Here is a 19434-nt window from a genome sequence, read left to right on the forward strand (position 1 = left end):
ACGCCGCGAACCCCGACACCATGCAAGCCGTCAAGATGTACACCACCCAGGTCTGCCCGTACTGCCAGCGTGCCAAGATGCTGCTCAAGCAGCGTGGCGTCGAGGCCATCGAAGAGATCCGCATCGACCTGGACCCGGCGCAGCGCGAGCACATGATGGCCACCACCGGCCGCCGTACCGTGCCGCAGATCTTCATTGGCGAGACCCATGTGGGTGGCTGCGACGACCTGATTGCGCTGGACCAGCAAGGCGGCCTGCTGCCGCTGCTCAACGGCGCCTGACACGATGCCGGAGATCGCGCGCCACGCGGAATCCGCGGTGGCGTGCATATCCTTGACCGGGAGCAAACCGCAGGGCCTTCCCACCCGCCTGTTCGTGGGGCTCTGCGGCCGCTTGCCTGGCTGCCGTGCGATGGGCGACGCCGAGGCGTCATCGGGCTGGTTCATAATCCCCAGCGACTGATCACCCGCACCCTCACGTGCACACCAAGGATTTCTCATGAGCGACCAAGCCAACCAACCTTCGTTCAGCATTCAGCGCATCTATTTGAAGGATCTGTCGCTGGAGCTGCCGAACGCGCCCCAGATCCTGCTGGAACAAGGCCAGCCCCAGGTGGACGTGCAGCTGAACCTGCACGCCGAGCCGGTGCAGGAAGGCCTGTACGAAGTGTCGGTGACCGCCACCGTGACCACCAAGGTCAATGACAAGACCCTGTTCCTGGTCGAGGCCAAGCAAGCCGGCCTGTTCGAGATCCGCAACGTGCCGGAAGAGCAGATGCAGCCGATCATCGCCATCGCCTGCCCGCAAATCGTCTACCCCTACCTGCGCGCCACCGTGGCCGACGTGATCAACCGCACCGGCTTCCCGCCCGTGCACCTGACCGAAGTCAACTTCCAGGCCATGTACGAATCGCAGCTGCAGCAAGCCGCTGCCGCCGGCCACGCCTGAGCGGATGGGCACCCGGCTCGCCATTCTGGGAGCGGGCGCGTGGGGCACGGCGCTGGCCATCAGCGCCGCGCGGCACCACCGCGAGGTGCTGCTGTGGGCCCGCGACGCCGCGCAGGTCGCCGACATGCAGGCGACACGCTGCAACGCACGCTACCTGCCCGACGTACCCTTTCCTGAGGCGCTGCGCGTCACCCATGACCTGAACGAAGCCGTGGCGTACGCGCGCGGCCCCGAGGGCCTGGTCATCATCGGCACGCCGATGGCGGCACTGGCCAGCATGCTGCAAAGTCTGCCTGACGATGCAGCGGCCTTGTGGCTGTGCAAGGGCTTCGAAAAAGGCACGGGCCGCCTGGGTCACGAGATCGCCCATGCGCTGCGTCCGCACGCCCGCAACGGCGTGTTGTCGGGCCCGAGCTTTGCCCATGAGGTGGCGCTGAGCCAGCCGACCGCCCTGGTGGCGGCCAGCACCGACACCGCCTTGGCTGAGCAGGCCGTGGCCGCCTTCCACTGCGACAGCCTGCGTGTCTACACCTCGACCGACCCGATCGGTGTGGAGGTGGGCGGCGCCGTCAAGAACGTGCTCGCCATTGCCACCGGCATCGCCGATGGGCTGAATCTGGGTCTGAATGCCCGCGCCGCGCTGATCACGCGTGGCCTGGCCGAGATGACCCGCCTGGGCGTGGCCCTGGGCGCCCGCGCCGACACCTTCATGGGGCTGTCGGGCCTGGGCGATCTGGTGCTGACGGCCACCGGCAACCTGTCGCGCAATCGGACGGTGGGGCTGCAACTGGCTTCGGGCAAGAAGCTGCCTCAGATCCTGCAGGACCTGGGCCATGTGGCCGAAGGGGTCTACAGCGCCGCCACCGTGTGGCAGCGTGCGCAGAGCCTGGGGGTGTCCATGCCCATCACCGAAGCGGTGGTGGCCGTGCTGGACGACCGCCTCAGCCCGGCCCAGGCTGTGGGCGCCTTGATGGGCCGTGAGGCCAAGGCCGAAGGCAGCGCTTTCTAAGCGTCTGTCAGTGCAACGCGGGCCAGCTCAGACGCTGCCCGCGTAGCCGTTTTGCCGCCAGGCCTCGAACACGGCCACGGCCACCGCATTGCTCAGGTTCAGGCTGCGCTGCTCCGGACGCATCGGCAGGCGCACGCGTTGCGCCAATGGGAAGCCGTCGCGCAGCGTGGGATCGAGCCCACGCGTTTCACAGCCGAACACGAACCAGTCACCGGCTTGCCAGGCGACCTCGCCAAAGGGGCGGCTGCCCCGTGTGGTGAACGCGAACAAGCGGCTCGGGTCCGGTTGCATGGTGTCGATGAACGCCTGCCAGCTGGCGTGGCGGCGCACCGGCGCGTACTCGTGATAGTCGAGCCCGGCGCGGCGCAGCAGCTTGTCGTCCATCGAAAAACCCAGGGGCTCGATCAGGTGCAGCTCGCAGCCGGTGTTGGCCGCCAGGCGGATGACGTTGCCTGTGTTGGGCGGGATTTCGGGTTCGACGAGGACGATGCGGAACATGACCGCATTATCCCCGCACGTGCTGCGCGAAAGCGTCTGCCGGCATGGGGCGCCCAAAGAGGTAGCCCTGATAGCAACGGCAGCCGTGCCCGTGCAGGAAGTCGCGCTGCGCCTCGGTCTCGACCCCTTCTGCGATCACGGCCAGGCCCATGGCCTCGGCCAGGGCCACGATGGTGCGGGCGATGGAGGCGTCGTGCGGATCGGTCAGCACGTGACGCACGAAGGACTGGTCGATCTTGAGCTGGTCCAGCGGTAGGCGCTTGAGGTAGGCCAGCGAGGAGTAGCCGGTACCGAAGTCATCGAGCGAGAAGCCCACGCCATGGCCCTTCAAGGTGTCCATGCGTTCGATGACGGCCTCCATGTCATCGATCAGGACGCTCTCGGTCAGCTCCAGCTTGAGGCGTTGCGGGTTGGCGCCGGTGCGCGCCAGGATGCCCAGCACCAGGTCCACGAAGTCGGGCAGGCGAAACTGGCGCACGCTGACGTTGACCGACACGGTGAGGTGGGCCAGCGCGGGCTGGCGGGACCAGGCCACCAGTTGCCGGCAGGCGGTCTCGAGCACCCAGGCGCCCAGTGGCAGGATCAGGCCGGCATGCTCGGCCACCGGGATGAACTCGGCGGGCGAGACCATGCCGCGTTCCGGGTGCTGCCAGCGTACCAGGGCCTCGGCACCGAACACGTGGCCGGCGGCGTCCACCTGAGGCTGGTAGCAGAGCTGGAACTCGTCGCGCTGCAGGCCGCGGCGCATGTCGGCCTCCTGGGCCGAGCGGCGGCGCACGGCCGCCTCCATCTCGGGGTCGAAGAAGCGCAGGTTGTGGCGGCCTGCGGCCTTCGCCTCGGACATGGCCAGGTCGGCCTGGCGCATCAGCTCGTCCAGGCTCACGGGCGGCGGCGTGCCAAACAGGGTGACGCCGATGCTGCAGCTGATGTGGTACTCCTGTCCGGCCAGGTCACACGATTGGGACAGCAGGCTCAGGCAACGCGCTGCGAGCGAACGCGCTTGCGCCGCCGCCTCGTCCGGCACGCGGCTCAGGCCCTGCATGACCACGACGAACTCGTCGCCCCCCCAGCGGGCCAGCGTGTCTTGCTCGCCCAGGCAGGTCTGCAGGCGGGCACTCATGTGCTGTAGCAGCAGGTCGCCCATGTCATGGCCCAGGGTGTCGTTGAGCGTCTTGAAGTCGTCCAGATCGATCAGGAGCACGGCACCGGCCTGACCCTGGCGATGGCAGCCGGCAAGCACCTGCTGGAGCTGGTCTTGCAGCTGGCGCCGGTTGGGCAGGCCCGTGAGGGTGTCAAAGAAGGCGAGGTGCTCAATGCGGGCCTCCGCGGCCTTGTGCTCGGTGACATCGGTGAAGCTGCCCACGCACAAGGTGGGCTCCTGACCGCGGCCGCGCACCAGGGTGAGGCTCAGGCGCAGGTCGTACAGTTCGCCGTTGTGGCGCTGGCTGCGCACGTCGCCCAGCCAGTGGCCATGCTGGCGCAGTTGCTGCTGGATGTGGGCGGTGAGCGGCGCGGGGCAGTCGGGTGCGCGCAAGATGTCGCTGCGCTTGTCTTGCACCTCGTCGAAGGTGTAGCCGGTGATGTCGGTGAAGGCCTGGTTGACGCGCAGGATGGCGCCGCGCTCGTCGAGCACCATGATGCCTTCCTGTGACTCGAACGCGGTGGCGGCCAGGCGCAGGGCGGCGTCCGAACGGCGGACCCAGTCTTCGGCGGCGCGCACGCGCAGAAAGAGCACGCACATGAGCAGGGCCACGACGGCGGTCCCGGCCGCCGCGAGGTTGAGACGTTGGCGGGCTTCGTCGGCCCGCTCGGCGGCCACGTCGCGCAGCACGGCCAGCGATGCCATCACGCGCCCGCTGTGGTCGCTGATCGGACGGATGGCCACCGACCAGGCCTGGCTGGCGTCGCTGAGGTCCATTACCCCACTGCCTGCCCCCAGAGCGACATCGCGCCAGGCCGGCAGCAGGCCGCCCGGCAGGTGCGGCAGGGTCTGGCCCAGCACCACCACCTGGGCATCGTCGCTCCAGTGGCCAGGCAGGCGGAACACGCGCTGGCCGCCCTGGTAGCGGGACTGGCTGGTGTGCCGCTTGTCGATGAGCAGCGCCATGTCCTGCTGGAGCAGGCGCTTGAGTTCGTGGATGAACCAGTCGGCGTCCGAGCCGAGTTCGAGGTAGCCGATCAACTGTCCGTCGAGGTACCAGGGCTGGACGTGGCGCAGGGTGAAGGTGGACAAGGCGCCCAGCTCCATGCCACTGACGGGCTTGCCGGTAGAAATGGCGTCGAGCAGGGTGCGGCGTTCGATGAGGTCGCCCCGTTGCGCGGGATCGTGCACGCGCAGCAGCACCTGGCGCTGCGGGTCGATGAAGTAGCCGTGCGAGACACCATGGGTCTGGCGCAACTGCGAGAAGCGTTCACGGCTGAGGGCCTGCAGGCGGGCGGCATCGCCTTGCAGCATGGCCTGTGCCAGGACACGGTCTTCGGCCAGCGCGCTGGTCAGCAGTTGCAGCTGCCCGAGCTGCTGCTCGCGCAGGTGCTGCCACAGGGCGACCGCGCGCAGGGCCAAGGCCTCGGTGCGACGCACCTCGACGCTGTGCAGATGGCGTGAGACGCCGAACAGGAACAGCAGGAGCACGACCATGAGGGCCAGCGCCGCCGGGCGCAGCACCTGCAGGATCAGACGCACCGGCTGGTCGCGCTCGGCGGCGGGCGTCGCCGGTGAGGCCTCGACCGTGCGCCGCGCGGCGGTCACGCGGGCCGTTCGCGGCCAACGCCAGACGGCATCACCCATGGTGCGCCCCCACGCCGCTCCGGCACCGACACTCAAACCCAGCGAACTGCAAGATCAACCCCGTGGATGTTCCCAAGACTGTCCCGGGACCCCCCCCCCAGAAGAGGGGTCAGATCGTAACGGAACGTAGCCAGTCGGACTTGATCTGGCACAAGAAAAACGGGGGAAACGAGCGCTGCGCTCAGCCGCTGGCCGCTTGGCGGAAAGCCATGACGGCCTGGTTGCGCAGGGTGCGCAGCAAGGACAGCTCTTTCTCGCTGATCTGCAGGCTGTCGGCCTGGCCCTTGTCGGCGTAGATCAGGCCCAGGACCATGTCGGTCTGACCGGCCCGCTTCATCACCAGGGGCAGCACGAGGAAGGTAGGCGCCTGCACCCGGTCGCGGAACCAGGTGGGTAGGCGGTTGACGATGTTGGGGGCGCTGGCGTCGGCGATCAGGGTGTCGACCTGCTTGAGGCAGACGGCCGTGAACAGCTCCGGCTGTTCACCGGGCCGCAAGACGAGCGGCACCTTGAAGAGGTCGCGGACGACGTCGGCGCCCTCACCCAGGCCGAGGCGGCCGGTGAGCTGACCGGTCCGGGCATCGCGCAGGCAGAACACCACGCGGCGGCAGTTGAGCGCCCGCAGCATGGTCTCCAGGATCATCTGCAGCACGTCGTTGAGACGGAAGGACTCGACCAGGGAGTTGGTGATGTCCTGGATGCCGTTGGTGAGGATGCTGGTGGCATCGACGGCGGGCGGCGGCAGCTCGGGCGCGAGGGTGCCGGTGTCATCGCCCAGACCCAAGGCGTCGGGCGTGGGCCCATCGGTCTGGCCGCTGTTGGGCGCGTCCACGTAGTAGGTGTCGAGCAGGCGCTCGCCAGGTGACTGGGCCGGCAGGTGCAGGTTGAGCGCCTGGGTCAGCTCGGTGAGGCGCTTGCGGGCGCGCGCAGCGGCCTGGCTGACGTCGTCCGAGCGAAGGTCGAGCGAGGTGGCATAGGTGCGCGCCAGCTTGGTCAGGGCATCGCCCAGTTTGACGGGCTCGGTGTCGAGCATGGTCTGCGCCATCTGGTTGGCCATGCTCGCCAGCCACCACAGGCGCTCCGGTCGCGCGGCCAGGGAGCGGGTGGGCACCCGCCCCTCGGGGCTGCGCATGCAGGCCAGCAGGGCCTCGGGCAGGCCCCAGCTCTGGCCAATGTGTCCTGCCAGCTGTTCGTGGCTGACGCCGAGCACCTTCACCGAGGCCTGGGCATCGCTCAGGGGCTCGGGCTGCTCCTCACTGACCGTGGTCAGCGCACGGATCTGCTCGGCGTCTTCCGGCAGGTAAAAGGCGACCAGCAGGCGGCCGAGGTTGCGGAACAAGGCGCCCAGGAAGGCCTCTTCAGACTCGCGCGACTGGTGCGACAGTTCGCTGGCCAGGGTGCCGGCCATCACGGTGCGCAGGAACTCGACCTTGAGCTGCTGCGCATGGACCTTGTCCTCCATGTGCTCGAGCAGCATCAGCGACAGGGCCAGGTTGCGCACACCGGCCAGACCGATGAGGCTGACCGCCCGCGAGACGGTGCTGATGGGGTCGGTGCCCGCACGGCGGTAGTGCGCGGTGTTGACCACGCGCAGGAGCTTTTGCGTGAGGGCAACGTCCTTGAGGATCTCGTCGCACAGGGTGTGCAGACTCTCGCTTTCGGAGCCAGACAGGGACTGGATGCGCGTGATGGACGTGCCCAGTGCCGGAAAGTCGCTCTTGAAACGCATGCGCCGCAGGAGGTAGTCCAGCGTCAGATGGGCTTCGTCGGCTGCGGCAGGAGATGGGGTGGGCGGGCTGACCGGCATGGTGGGGCGTGTCCTCGATCCCCAATTAGACCTCAATCACGCGGCCTCGCGGCCGGCAGATGGCGCGTCGCCAACCAAGACCCGCAGCATCTGCAAAAACTGCACTTGGGCCGACGCAGACAAGGGGGCCAGGATGCGCACCTGCGAGCGCGCCACGCCGGGCAGGAGCCGCCGCCGCAGGGCCTGCCCTTCGCGCGTCAAGGTCAAGAGGCGAACACGCCGGTCGGTGGGCTTGCTGTGCCGCGCGACCAGACCGCGTTCGGCCAGGCGCTCCACGACCCCGCCCAGGGTCGAGGCGTCCAGACCGATGCGCGCGGCCAGCGTGCGTTGGTCGAGCAAGGGCTCGCGCGCCAGGGCCGTCAAGGCCGCGAACTGCAAGGGCGTGATGCCGACGTCCTGCGTCTCCATCAGGAAGCTCGCCACCGCGATCTGCTGCAGGCGACGTAACTGGTGCCCCGGCATCGACACCAGGTCTGCCGGCACGTGCATGGCAGGCCCGCTCACCTCATTCACCCCAGACCATACGGCGCGGGGGTCTGGTCCACGATGCCGCGGAAGAGCCCGGCGAAGTGCTCACTGGCTTCGCGACCGATCAAGGGGTCGGCATTGTCGTGGAAGGCTCGGGCGATCTCTTCCCAGTCTTCGGTCGTGAGGTGCTGCTCGGCCAGCGGCATGAAATCGTTTTCTTCCATGCGCATGTGCTTCCAGGTGAACTCGGCATAGTCCTTCACGACCCGCTCGAGTTGCTCCAGGCCGCGGGCCACGCCCGCTTCGCAGTTGCCCAGCCAGCGACGGATCTGCCCCAGGGCGTGCGCCTCGTTGTGATGTTGGGACATCAGCTCGGCGATCAGGGCGTCGGCCTCGTGGGTGCGCTGCTTGACGCGCGCAAACAGGTAGTCGTCCTCTTTGGGATGGTGCAGCCGATCCGGGAAGGCATCGATGTAGTAGACCATGGACCAGAACAGACGGTAGTCCAGGCTCATCTTGCCCGCGCGGACGTCGGCCAGGATGGCCTTCATGTTGTTGATGACCGCGGCCAGAGCACGGTGCTCGGCGCGGATCGTGCCAATGGCACGGGCTTTGGGATCACTCATGACATCACCTCAAGGATGGGTCTCAAACGCCGAGATACTCGTGCACGATCTTCGGATCGGCACGCAGGTCGGCCGAACTGCCGGACCAGACCACCTTGCCCTTTTCCATCACGAAGTGGCGATCAGCCAGGTCCAGCAAGGGGCCCAGGTTCTTGTCGATGACGATCAGCGACAGACCTTCCTCGCGCAGGCCACCCAGGGCCTGCCAGATTTCGGCGCGGATCAGCGGCGCCAAACCTTCGGTGGCTTCATCCAGCACCATCAGGCGCGGGTTGGTCATGAGCGCACGGCCAATGGCCAGCATCTGCTGCTCGCCGCCCGAGAGCTGCGAGCCCAGGTTGCTGCGACGCTCCTTCAGACGCGGGAAGAAGCCATAGACACGCTCAAGTGTCCAGGGCTTGAGGCCGTTGTCCGTGTTCTGGCGGGCGGTGGCGATCAGGTTCTCTTCCACCGTGAGGTTGGGAAAGACCTGACGGCCCTCGGGCACCAGGCCCAGGCCCAGGCGGGCGATCTGGTGCGAGGGCCAGGTCTCGGTACGCTTGCCATTGAACTCGATGCTGCCGCCCGTGGGCTGCAGCAAACCGAACAGGCACTTGATCGTGGTCGAGCGGCCCATGCCATTGCGGCCCAGCAAGGTCACGACCTCGCCTTCGCTCATATCGAAGTCGACCCCGAAGAGCACCTGGGCCTGACCATAGCCGGCCTTCAAGCCGGCAACTTTCAACAGCGAACCCATCTCAGTGCACCTCTTCTTCGCCCAGGTAGATGGCGCGAACTTCTTCATTGCCGCGGATCTCGTCCGGGGTTCCCGTCACCATCAGCTTGCCGTAGACCAGCACGCTGATGCGATCGGCCAGGGCGAACACGGCATTCATGTCGTGCTCGACCAGCAAGATCGTGTACTGGCGCTTGAGCGACTGCAACAGGGCCACCACCGCGGCCGACTCCTGCACGCTCATGCCCGCCATCGGCTCGTCCAGCAGCAGGAACTTGGGGCGGGCGGCCAGCGCCATCGCCATCTCCAGCTGACGGCGCTCGCCATAGCCCAGGTCGGACGCCTTGACGTCGGCCCGCGCGGCCAGGCCCGCGGCCTCGATCGCTTCGTGTGCGGCCTCGACACTCCGGGCATCACCCAGCAGACGCCTCCAGAACGAGAAGGCGTGACCATTGGCGCCCATGGCGGCCAGCGTGGCGTTCTCGCGCACCGTGAACTCGTCGAACACCGAGGTGATCTGGTACGAGCGCAGCAGGCCCTGGCGGGCACGGGCATGGATGCCCTGCTCGGTGACGTCCCGTCCCTGGAAGCGGATGCGGCCACTGTTGGGCTGCAGCTCGCCCGAGAGCTGGTTGATCAGCGTCGTCTTGCCCGCCCCGTTGGGGCCGATGATGGCGTGCAACTCGCCCTCACGCACGTCCAGCGACACGTTGTCGGTCACCAGCAGCGCACCGTAGCGCTTGGTGATCTGTTCGGTTTGCAGCAGCATGCTCATTGCGCCCCTCCTTGGGCCACCGCCTCAGCTTGAACCGGCGCCGCATCCGAGCGACGGCGCCATTTGCCCAGCACACCGATGACACCGGCCTTGCCCAGCATGGCCACGGCCAGGATCAGCAGGCCAAAGACCGCCATCCAGTGCTCTGTCACGGCCTTGAGCAGCTCTTCGACCCCGAGGAAGGCAAAGGCCCCCAGCACCGGGCCGAACACCGTGCCCATGCCACCGAGCACCACCATCACGATCAGCTCACCGGAAATCATCCAGGACATGCTGCTCGGCGAAGCGTAGGCATTGAGGTTGACCAGCAGCATGCCCGAGACGCCACACAGCACGGCCGACAGCACGTAGGCGGTCAACTGGTAGCGCGGCAGCGCCAGGCCGATGGAGGCGACGCGGCGGGCGTTCTGCCGGCCGGCCCGCAAGGTCATGCCAAAGGGCGACTCGCGCAGACGCGACACCCACAGGGTCAGCAAGGCCAGGATCACCAGCGCACAGCCGTACACGGCCGTGGGCGAGGACAGGCCAAAGCCGAAGAACTCGCTGGAGGCAGCGAGTGCCATGCCATCGTCCCCACCAAACTGCTTGAGGCTGACGAACACGAAGTAGCCCATCTGCGCAAAAGCCAGCGTGATCATGATGAAGGCGATGCCCGAGGTGCGCAGACTGACGAACCCGGTCACAGCCCCGATCACGGCGCAACTCAGCACGGTCAGCCCTAGGTGCACGAAGCCATCGCTGATGCCGAAGTGCGCCGGCAAAGCCACGCTGTACATGCCCAGGCCGATGAACAGGGCATGGCCCAGGCTCACCAGGCCACCAAAGCCCAGCGCGATGTTCAGGGCACTGGCCGCGATGGCATAGATCAGCACCCGTGCCACGAACGAGATCAGGAAGTTGTCATCCATGGCCACGGCCACGGTGGGCAGCACGGCCAGGATGGCGAAGAACAGGACCGGCCAGAGCACGGCCGTTGGGCGAAACTTTTGCATCATTGACCTTTGTGTGCCGGGAACAGGCCTTGCGGACGCACCGCGAGCACCACCGCCATCAGCAGATAGACCAGCATCGACGCCAGCGCGGGGCCCGCTGCATTGGCCACCTCGCGGTCGGCAAACTCACGGATCAGCATGGGCAGGAAGGTTCGGCCCAGCGTGTCGGCCATGCCCACGATGATGGCCGCGTACAGCGCCCCGTGAACCGAACCGATGCCGCCGATCACGATCACCACCAGGGTGGTGATGAGCACCGGCTCGCCCATGCCGCTTTGCACCGACATGATCGGACCCGCCATGGCGCCGGCCAGCGCCGCCAGCGCAGCCCCCAGGGCAAACAACATCGCATTGAGCAGGCGAATGTTGACGCCCAGCGCACCCACCATCTGCGGGTTGACCGAGCCGGCACGGATCAGCATGCCGACGCGCGTCTTGTGGATCAGCCACTGGCTGCCCACGGCCACGATCAGCCCGACGACGATGATGAGGAAGCGGTAAGCCGGGTAGTTGAAGCCGAACAGCTCGACCGTGCCGGACAGCGCTTCCGACAGCGGCACGAACACGGGCTGCGGGCCCCAGATCATGCGCACCACTTCGTTGAAGAAGAGGATCAGGCCAAACGTGGCCAGCACATGATCCAGGTGATCGCGGCGGTACAGCTTCGACACCGCCACCATCTCCAGGATCAGCCCCACAACGCCCCCCGTGGCCAGCGCCGCCAGTACCCCGAGGGCGAACGAATCGGTCTGCACGCTCACCACGGCGGCCGCATACGCGCCCAGCATGTAGAGCGAGCCATGAGCCAGGTTCACAAAGCTCATGATCCCGAAAACGAGGGTCAGGCCTGCCGCCAACAGGAACAGCAGCACACCGTACTGCAGCCCGTTGAGCAGCTGCGCCAGCAAGAGGGAGGTCGTCATGGCTGGATCACTTCTGCTTGCACTGGGCCGCGTACACGTCCTTGTGGTTGGCCAACGGCGTGGCCAGCAGCTTCATCTCGACGTTGCTGCCTGCCCCCTTGACCACCTGGAAGGCGTAGTAGTTCTGCACCGGCATGTTGTTGTTGTTGAAGCTGAAGGGACCACGCACCGACTTGAACTCGGCACCGGCGGCCTTCACAGCCGCCGCAAAGGCAGCCTTGTCCGTGGTGTTGCCCTTGACCTTGCGCACGGCCACATCGAGCATGCGCGCCGTGTCGTAGCCCACCGCGGCGTAGTGGCTGGGCACGCGGCCATGCTTCTTGGTGAAGGCGGCGACGAACTCGGCATTGCCCGGGGCCTTGACCGGCACATCCCACATGGCGGCCGAGATGGCACCGATGGCGGACGTGCGCAGCGACGGCAAGGTGGTGCCGTCGACCGTGAAGGCCGACAACAAAGGCACCTGGCGGCTCAGGCCAGCCTGGCTGTACTGCTTGACGAAGTTCACGCCCATGCCACCCGGGTAGAAGACGAAGACGGCGTCGGGCGCGGCGGCCTGCAGCTGCGCGATCTCGGCCGAGTAGTCCGGCTGGTTGACCTGGGTGTAGACCTCATCGAGGATCTCGCCCTTGAAGAAGCGCTTGAAGCCGGCGAGGTAGTCCTTGCCCGCCTGGTAGTTGGGCGCCATCAGGTAGACGCGCTTGTAGCCTGCATCGTTGGCGTACTTGCCCATGGCTTCGGCCGTGCCATCGTTTTGCCAGGCCATCGAGAACACGTGCGGCAGGCAGCCCGCACCGGCGATCGGCGAGGGGCCGGCATTGGTCGCAATGGCCACCGTGCGCGATTCCTTGATGCGCGGCAGGCTGGCCATCATCACGTTCGAAAAGCCCAGCCCCACGATGGCATCGACCTTGTCGCGATCGATCAGCTTGCGCGCAATCTGGTTGCCCAGCTCGGGCTTGAGCTGGTCGTCTTCACGCAGCACCTTCACTGCCTGACCGCCGAGCTTGCCACCCAGGCTGTCCACCCCCAGCATGAAGCCATCGTACTGGTCCTGACCCACGGCCGCGACCGGGCCGGACAGGGCACCGATGAACCCGACCTTGATGTCGGCGTGTGCCTGCATGGTCGCAAAAGTGGCCGCACTGATGGCCAGCAGCTTGAAGCATGTTGTGGTGTTCATCTCTGTCTCTCTCGGTAGGTAGCGGCACGGTTCAGCCCGCGCCTGGGGTGGTGGGGAGGATCAGCGGGTCTTCACGTGGGCTGGGTCAGCCCAGGTTCAGCAGCACCCGGCGATCGACGATGCGAACCGGGTAGGTGCGGATGTTCTCGGTCAGTGGCGCGCACAGCGCCTGGCCGGTGCACACATCGAACTTGCCCTGGTGCAGCGGGCACTCGATCTCACGGCCTTCCAGGAAGCCATCGCTCATGCGGGCATGGCCGTGGGTGCAGATGTTGTCGGTGGCGAAGATCTCGCCCTCGACTTCGTACAGCGCGATGTCCTTGCCGGCCACATTCACGCCGACCACATCGCCTTCGGGCACCGCGTCCACGGCAGCGGCATCGATCCAGTTTTCAGACATGACGGGGCTTCTCAGATGGGGTAGATGATGGAGTTGGCGATCATTTCGCTGTCGTACACACACAGGCGCGACAGCAGCTTGAGCCCCTCGGGCTTGCGCACGATCACGTCGCGGTAGAAGCCGGCGCTGAACACGGTGGACTCGCCATCGAGCTTGGTGCGGATCACCGTGTAGTTGGCTTCGGACAGGATGCGCTCACCCTGGTGGTCGCGCTGCACGGAGATGATGCGCGGCGTGCCCACGATGTGACGCTGGTAGTAGGGGTCGTGGTACATGGTCTCTTTGACGCCGTACACACGGTCCTTGATCATGGCCTTGCTCTCCAGCGCCAGCAGGCACAGCGGCAGGCCTTCCTCGTAGTTCTCGCGCGGCTGCAGGCGGTAGGTACCCTCTTCCACAAAAAACTCGGGCCAGTTCTCCCAGTCGGCCGAGTCGCAGGCCATGGCGTAGTCGCTGTACAGGTTCAGCAACTCGAAGTACGTCTTGAAATCAACCATCTCTTATTCCCCCATCACCTTGCGCCAGTAGGCGTACATGCCGCGGATCAGTGTTTCGGTGACCATGTGGTCCGTGTCGCCGATGTCGTGCCCACCCATTTCCAGCACCGTACGGTGCGCGGGCTTTTGCTCGAAGCCTTCCTGCGACCACTCGATGACCTCACCGTCGTCGGCCGACACGAAGCCGGCGGGGCCGAACAAGTTGGCCTGGATCAGGCGGCGTTGGGTCATCTCCTCGCTGTCATCCTCGAAGCCGAAGTGGGTCCACACGAAGTCGAAGGAGCCATGGCCGTTGGGCTGGATGTGGCGGGTCGAGACGCTGTTGACCTGCTGCTGGATGATCACGCTCGGGAAGATCGTGGTCATCACGGCGGTCGGGCCTTCCCACCAGGGCTCGGGCACGATGTCCAGCAGACGCGGATCGTTGACCTTCATCTGGTCCTTGAAGCTGTCCACACCGCTGACCACTTCCTCGTTCTTGCCGCCTTGGCCGCGGGTCGAGATCATCGCGGCGTGACGGAACTGCGCGTCCATCTTCAGCTCGGACTTGTTGTCGGCGCGCCAGAGGCCGAAAGTCGAGAACCAGGTGTGCAGCAGACCGGGGTGGTACGGGTCCTTGATGTTCTCTTGCATCAGCTTCCAGTTGCCTGGAATGCGCTGACGACGGTAGCCCAGCACCTTGAGCTTGCGGCCGTTGAAGACGCGGTCGAAGTAATGCAGGATGGTGGGGCCGAGGAACTCTTCCAGCGGCTCGACGTCGTGGTCGAACGAGGCGAACACCACGCCACCGCGCACGGCCACCTTCAGCTTGGTCAGGCCATGGTCTTCGAGCTTGAAGTCCTTGGGCATGCCGCCATTGACCTTGCCGTCTTGCTTGACACCGCGGCGGAAGGGCACGCCCTGCAGGTCACCCTTGAGGCTGTAGTTCCACTGGTGGTAGGGGCAGAAGAAGTCCTTGGCCGCCTTGCCGCTGCGCTCGCGACAAAAGCGCATGCCACGGTGGGCACAGACGTTCTCGACCACGTTGATGCTGCCATCGGGGTCGCGCACCATGATGACCGAGCGCTCGCCGATCACCGTGCGGCGGTAGTCACCCGGGTTGGGGATCTCGGCCTCCAGGCCCACATAGCACCAGTGGCCCGAATAGAACAGGCGCGCGAGTTCCTTCTTGTACAGGTCTTCGCGCGTGTAGGCCCAGAACGGCACACGGCTGGTGCCCTCACCTTCCCAGGTCGGGTCCTGGGGAAACACGTTGCTCTGCTCATTCATCGGTGGGGCTCCTCAAACAGGTTGTAGGGGTCTTGTGGGGTTCAAGCGCAGCCGGCATCAGATGCCGCTGGGGTAGAAGGCATCGGCGTGCACGTGGTTCGGGTCCAGGCCCAGCCGGTTCACCAACAGGCTCAGGGCCTCGACCATCGCGGGGGCGCCACACAGGTAGGCGCGCCAGCCTTGCAGATTCGCCAGGTCGGCTTCGATCGCATCGGTGACCAGGCCCGAGCGCATGCCCGCCGGCGCCTCGCCCACGGCGACCACGATGTGCACGCGCACATTGGGATGACGGGCGGCCAGCTCCTGCAGGCGCTCGACGTCGTACAGGTCCTGCGCGCTGCGCACGCCGAAGTACAGGTGGATGGGGTTGTCCATGCCCGACGCCAGCGCGCCACGCACGATGGACAGCACCGGCGCCAGGCCCGTGCCCCCGCCCACACACAGCATCGGGCCGGTGTGTTTGCGGCGCAGGTAGGCCGTGCCCAGGGGGCCGCTGATGCGGATGGCCGAGCCCACGGCCAGCTGGTCGAACACGTATTCGGTGACGCGACCACCGGGCACCTTGCGGATCTGGAACTCCATCTCGGCGTCGTCCGGCAGACCGGCCATCGAGTAGGGGCGGATGTGCTCGGGCGTGAACTGCAAGGTGGCGTATTGCCCTGGCGAGAACGACAGCGGCTTGGCCAGCTTGACGCGGATCTTGCGGATGTCGTGCGTGGCCTCTTCAATCGACACCACAGTGCCCTTGACGATGCGCGCCGGGTGCACAACCACCTCGTCCATCTCGGGAATCTCGATGGTGCAGGACTCGCTCAGCACCGACTGACAGGCCAGCACATAGCGCTCGCCATTGACGGGCGGACGGCCTGTTTCCGGACCGCTGTCGCGCACATCGCCCTCGATCACCTTGCAGCGGCAGGTGCCGCAACGGCCCGACATACAGCTGTAGGACACCGGCACACCGTTGGCGTTCAGAACCTCCAGCAGGTTTTGGCCACTCTCGAAAGAGAGGTGGAGGTTGTTCGGTTGTACGACGAGTTCCATGGGTGCCAGTTCATGACAAAGCTGTGACTGAGCGCGATTCTGTGGATCTCGGAGATATCAGTAAATGAACTGAACCTGATAGGTAAAATCACCACGGTGAATACACAGGGATAACCATGAACCTGCGCGACATCGACATGAACCTGCTGGTGATCTTTCACCAGCTGCTGCTCGATCGCAGCGTGTCCGCCGCGGCTGACAAACTCGACCTGACCCAACCGGCCGTCAGCAATGCGCTCAAGCGCCTGCGCACGCTGCTGAAAGACGAGCTCTTCACCCGCACCTCGCGCGGCATGGAGCCCACGCCCTTTGCCATGCAGTTGTCCGAACCGGTGGGCTATGCGCTCAATGCGATCCAGAGCGCGCTCAGCCAGCGCAGCGACTTCGACCCGCTGACCAGCACACGCACCTTCACCCTGGCCATCTCCGATATCGGCGAGGTCTACTTCATGCCGCCGCTGATGGAGACGCTGGCGCGACTGGCGCCCCACATCCGCATCAGCACCCTGCGTCCGCACAGCGCCAACCTGAAGGAAGACATGGAGGCCGGCAGCGTGGACCTGGCCCTGGGCCTGCTGCCCAATCTGCAAGCCGGCTTCTTCCAGCGCCGCCTGTTTCGCCACCCCTATGTGTGCCTGTTCCGCCAGGGCCACCCGATGGCCGGCAAAAAGAAGATGAGCATCAAGGACTTCTGTGCCTGCCAGCACGTGGGCATCGCCTCGCCCAACACCGGACACAGCGAGGTGGACCTGTGGCTGGAGCGGCTGGGCATCCAGCGGGACATCCGCCTGGTGGTGCCGCACTTCATTGCGGTGGGCCACGTGCTGCAGACCACCGACCTCGTGGCCACCGTGCCCGAGCGCTTCGCCGCCCGACAGCACAAGCCCCTGGGCCTGATGTCCAGCCCGCATCCGGCCGCCCTGCCCGAGATCGCGATCAACCTGTTCTGGCACGCACGCTTCAACCGCGACCCGGCCATCATGTGGATGCGTCAGCTCATCTTCGACATGTTTGCCGACGCCTGATCGGCGCGGGTCTCAGCCCTGCGCGCGCAGATAGGCCAGCACGTCCGACGCGCCGCCCGCGAACACGATGCGCGCCGCATGCTTTTGTCGCTGAAAGGCGTACATCGGATCGTAATAGCCCTGCAGCAGCGCCTCGATCCACTCGCGGTGCAGGTCCACATCGCCTGCACCCGGTGCGGCCAAGGCAGATTGCATGATGGCTTGCAGACGCTGGTAGCGCTCACCGCCCAGCCGCTGCGCGATCTTGGCCAGACTGCCCAGCAGGTGCTCACGGAAGGCCGACTCCCCCTGCCCCTCCCCGTACACCGCCACGAAGTCGGCCTGCTGCGCCACCACATAGTCGCTGAGGATGCGCTCGACGCGCTCGGCAAACGGCACCTCCAGCCACACCAGCGGGGCCTGCGCCATGGTCTGCCGCAACGCCAGCGGCACCGAACAGCGGCCGATGTGGGTGCCCTCGTCCTCAACCACAAAACAGGCATGGCCTTGCGCACGCTTCTTGAGCACGTCAATCGCCAGCGCGTCCTCGAAATCGATCTGTGCCGGCTGTCCGGTGGGACGGCTGCCAAAGCCCGAGCCCCGGTGGTTGGCGTGCCCCTCCAGATCCAGGCTGTGCGGCAACTGGTTCAGCAACTCGGTCTTGCCCGAGCCCGTCAAGCCTCCCAGCACCACAAAACGAGACTGCGCGACATCGTGCTGCAGCGTCTCGATCAGGAAGCCGCGCATCGCCTTGTAGCCGCCGATCACCCGCGGGTAGACGATGCCTGCCTCGCTCTCCAGCCACTGCTGCACGATCTGCGAACGCAGGCCGCCACGGAAGCAGTACAGCAAGCCATCGGGATGCGCCCGCGCAAAGCGCGCCCAGGCCGCGATGCGCTCGGCCTTGAGTGCGCCCGACACCAAGCGGTGTCCCAGCTCGATGGCCGCCTGCTGGCCTTGCTGTTTGTAGCAGGTGCCCACGGCCTGGCGCTCGGCGTCGTTCATCAGCGGCAGGTTGACCACGCCGGGGAACGCCCCCTTGGCGAACTCCACCGGCGCGCGCACGTCCATCATTGGGACGTCGTTGAGGAAGATGGCGCGGTAGTCGTCCCGGTTGAGCGCCGTACTGGCAGCCATCAACGCACCTCGACCGCGAAGGTCTGTCGCTCGGTCAACTGCCCGATCGACTGCAGATTCATGCCCAGCTCGGTCGCCACCGCGAGAAACTCGGCCTCCCCGTCTGGCGTGACGGCCACCAGCAGCCCGCCACTGGTCTGCGGATCGCACAGCAGCTGCTTTTGCGCCTCGGTGATCGGGGCCACCTTCTCGCCATAGCTGTCGAAATTACGACCGGTGCCGCCCGGCACACAGCCCTCGGCCAGATAGTGTTCGACGCCCGGCAGACGCGGCACCGCCGCATCCTCAACCCAGGCGCTGAGCCCACTGCCATCGGCCATCTCCACCAGATGCCCCAGCAGACCAAAGCCCGTCACATCGGTCATGGCCTTCACACCCGCCAGCTTGCCAAAACGGCTGCCCGCGCGGTTGAGCGTGCACATCCAGTCGCGCGCCAGGCCCACATCCTGCGGGCGCAGCTTGGCCTTCTTCTCGGCCGTGGTCAGGATGCCGATGCCCAGCGGTTTGGTCAGATACAGACGGCAGCCTGCCGTGGCCGTGTCGTTGCGCTTGAGGTGGCGCTTCTCGACCACGCCGGTCACGGCCAGCCCAAAAATCGGCTCGGGCGCGTCGATGGAGTGGCCGCCGGCCAGCGGGATGCCCGCCTCGTCACAGATGGACCGCCCGCCGCGCACCACCTCGCGCGCCACCTCAGGCGGCAGCACATTGACCGGCCAACCCAGGATGGCGATCGCCATCAAAGGGTCGCCGCCCATGGCGTAGATGTCGCTGATCGCGTTGGTGGCGGCGATGCGGCCAAAGTCGAACGGATCATCGACGATGGGCATGAAGAAGTCGGTGGTGGAGACCACGCCGCGCTCGTCATCGAGCGCATACACCGCGGCGTCGTCGCGCGAGGCGTTGCCCACCCACAGTTTGGGGTCGAGATGCTGGGCCCCGCTGCCCGCCAGGATCACGTCCAGCACCTTGGGGCTGATCTTGCAGCCGCAACCGGCTCCGTGGCTGTACTGGGTCAGGCGAATGGGCTCGGACATCGGGGGCTTTCTCAAGAAGGACAACGGTCGTGTACTGTAGCAATGGGCGCTCTGGACGGGGCTCGCCCGAGACAGCCACCTCCCCGGCAGTGTGGCCTGCTGCGGGCCCGCCAGACGCAAAAAAGCCACCCGGAAGGTGGCTGACATGCTGACACGGTTGGCGCGCCCGGCTGGGATCGAACCAGCAACCCCTGCCTTCGGAGGGCAGTACTCTATCCATTGAGCTACGGGCGCAACATGTCGGATTCTAGCAGGGGTCTGTGTGGGTGCGTTTCGTACAAGCCGGTGCTCGACCTATAATGTCCCTTTCAGATGGC

20 protein-coding genes and 1 tRNA gene are annotated in these 19434 nt (G+C 66.2%); 4 read left to right on the top strand and 17 right to left on the bottom strand.

From position 1 onward, the window contains the following. The first annotated feature begins 20 nt into the window (after positions 1-20). The 3 genes from grxC (at position 21) to RBT42_RS02030 (ending at position 1957) form a co-directional block, all read left to right on the top strand. Positions 21-281: a glutaredoxin 3 gene (gene grxC, locus RBT42_RS02020; protein WP_320362114.1), complete on the top strand. Its 261-nt coding sequence runs from the start codon at positions 21-23 to the stop codon at positions 279-281. Positions 282-498: 217 nt separating this feature from the next. After that, a complete protein-coding gene (gene secB, locus RBT42_RS02025; protein ID WP_320362116.1) occupies positions 499-948 on the top strand; it encodes a protein-export chaperone SecB in 450 nt (149 codons plus the stop codon). A gap of 4 nt (positions 949-952) precedes the next feature. Then, on the top strand, positions 953-1957 hold the full coding sequence (locus RBT42_RS02030; protein ID WP_320362118.1) for an NAD(P)H-dependent glycerol-3-phosphate dehydrogenase: 1005 nt from the start codon (positions 953-955) through the stop codon (positions 1955-1957). A 27-nt stretch (positions 1958-1984) separates the two neighbouring features. On the opposite strand, the gene trmL is transcribed toward RBT42_RS02030, so the two are convergent. From trmL to RBT42_RS02100, 14 genes are all read right to left on the bottom strand, one after another. Beyond that, positions 1985-2455 (bottom strand): tRNA (uridine(34)/cytosine(34)/5-carboxymethylaminomethyluridine(34)-2'-O)-methyltransferase TrmL, encoded by a 471-nt coding sequence (gene trmL, locus RBT42_RS02035; RefSeq protein ID WP_320362120.1) that lies wholly within the window; start codon positions 2453-2455, stop codon positions 1985-1987. 7 nt (positions 2456-2462) lie between these two features. After that, positions 2463-5243 (bottom strand): EAL domain-containing protein, encoded by a 2781-nt coding sequence (locus RBT42_RS02040; protein ID WP_320362122.1) that lies wholly within the window; start codon positions 5241-5243, stop codon positions 2463-2465. A gap of 181 nt (positions 5244-5424) precedes the next feature. Then, on the bottom strand, positions 5425-7050 hold the full coding sequence (locus RBT42_RS02045) for an HDOD domain-containing protein (RefSeq protein WP_320362124.1): 1626 nt from the start codon (positions 7048-7050) through the stop codon (positions 5425-5427). A 36-nt stretch (positions 7051-7086) separates the two neighbouring features. Then, a complete protein-coding gene (locus RBT42_RS02050) occupies positions 7087-7539 on the bottom strand; it encodes a MarR family transcriptional regulator (RefSeq protein ID WP_320362126.1) in 453 nt (150 codons plus the stop codon). 20 nt (positions 7540-7559) lie between these two features. Continuing rightward, positions 7560-8144: a hemerythrin domain-containing protein gene (locus RBT42_RS02055; protein WP_320362127.1), complete on the bottom strand. Its 585-nt coding sequence runs from the start codon at positions 8142-8144 to the stop codon at positions 7560-7562. A 22-nt stretch (positions 8145-8166) separates the two neighbouring features. Then, positions 8167-8880, bottom strand: a complete 714-nt coding sequence (locus RBT42_RS02060) for an ABC transporter ATP-binding protein (RefSeq protein ID WP_320362129.1) — start codon at positions 8878-8880, stop codon at positions 8167-8169. A gap of 1 nt (position 8881) precedes the next feature. Further along, positions 8882-9634, bottom strand: coding sequence for an ABC transporter ATP-binding protein (locus RBT42_RS02065; protein WP_320362132.1), 753 nt, complete (start codon positions 9632-9634; stop codon positions 8882-8884). Further along, positions 9631-10629 carry a branched-chain amino acid ABC transporter permease gene (locus RBT42_RS02070; RefSeq protein WP_413785830.1) on the bottom strand — a complete coding sequence of 333 codons (999 nt, stop codon included), beginning with the start codon at positions 10627-10629 and terminating at the stop codon, positions 9631-9633. The genes RBT42_RS02065 and RBT42_RS02070 overlap by 4 nt, the downstream gene beginning before the upstream one ends. Continuing rightward, positions 10626-11549, bottom strand: a complete 924-nt coding sequence (locus tag RBT42_RS02075; protein WP_320362135.1) for a branched-chain amino acid ABC transporter permease — start codon at positions 11547-11549, stop codon at positions 10626-10628. Before RBT42_RS02075 ends, RBT42_RS02070 begins: the two co-directional genes overlap by 4 nt. Before the next feature lie 7 nt (positions 11550-11556). Continuing rightward, entirely contained in the window at positions 11557-12732 is a 1176-nt protein-coding gene (locus RBT42_RS02080; protein WP_320362138.1) for an ABC transporter substrate-binding protein, read from the bottom strand. Between the two features lie 85 nt (positions 12733-12817). Continuing rightward, the gene (locus RBT42_RS02085; RefSeq protein WP_320362140.1) at positions 12818-13132 is read right to left on the bottom strand and encodes a non-heme iron oxygenase ferredoxin subunit; all 315 of its coding nucleotides are present in this window, start codon (positions 13130-13132) and stop codon (positions 12818-12820) included. A gap of 11 nt (positions 13133-13143) precedes the next feature. Continuing rightward, positions 13144-13629 carry an aromatic-ring-hydroxylating dioxygenase subunit beta gene (locus RBT42_RS02090; protein WP_320362142.1) on the bottom strand — a complete coding sequence of 162 codons (486 nt, stop codon included), beginning with the start codon at positions 13627-13629 and terminating at the stop codon, positions 13144-13146. A 3-nt stretch (positions 13630-13632) separates the two neighbouring features. Beyond that, positions 13633-14898, bottom strand: a complete 1266-nt coding sequence (locus tag RBT42_RS02095) for an aromatic ring-hydroxylating dioxygenase subunit alpha (RefSeq protein WP_320362144.1) — start codon at positions 14896-14898, stop codon at positions 13633-13635. Between the two features lie 57 nt (positions 14899-14955). After that, entirely contained in the window at positions 14956-15942 is a 987-nt protein-coding gene (locus RBT42_RS02100; RefSeq protein ID WP_320362146.1) for a 2Fe-2S iron-sulfur cluster-binding protein, read from the bottom strand. 116 nt (positions 15943-16058) lie between these two features. On the opposite strand from RBT42_RS02100, the gene RBT42_RS02105 reads away from it, so the two are divergent. Beyond that, a complete protein-coding gene (locus RBT42_RS02105; protein WP_320362147.1) occupies positions 16059-16967 on the top strand; it encodes a LysR family transcriptional regulator in 909 nt (302 codons plus the stop codon). A gap of 12 nt (positions 16968-16979) precedes the next feature. On the opposite strand, the gene mnmH is transcribed toward RBT42_RS02105, so the two are convergent. The 3 genes from mnmH to RBT42_RS02120 form a co-directional block, all read right to left on the bottom strand. After that, positions 16980-18083: a tRNA 2-selenouridine(34) synthase MnmH gene (mnmH, locus tag RBT42_RS02110; RefSeq protein ID WP_320362150.1), complete on the bottom strand. Its 1104-nt coding sequence runs from the start codon at positions 18081-18083 to the stop codon at positions 16980-16982. Next, on the bottom strand, positions 18083-19117 hold the full coding sequence (gene selD, locus RBT42_RS02115) for a selenide, water dikinase SelD (protein ID WP_320362152.1): 1035 nt from the start codon (positions 19115-19117) through the stop codon (positions 18083-18085). The genes mnmH and selD overlap by 1 nt, the downstream gene beginning before the upstream one ends. 158 nt (positions 19118-19275) lie before the next feature. After that, positions 19276-19351, bottom strand: a tRNA-Arg gene (locus RBT42_RS02120). Between the last annotated feature and the right edge of the window lie 83 nt (positions 19352-19434).

The organism is Aquabacterium sp. (assembly GCF_034003525.1).
Classification (GTDB): domain Bacteria; phylum Pseudomonadota; class Gammaproteobacteria; order Burkholderiales; family Burkholderiaceae_C; genus Aquabacterium.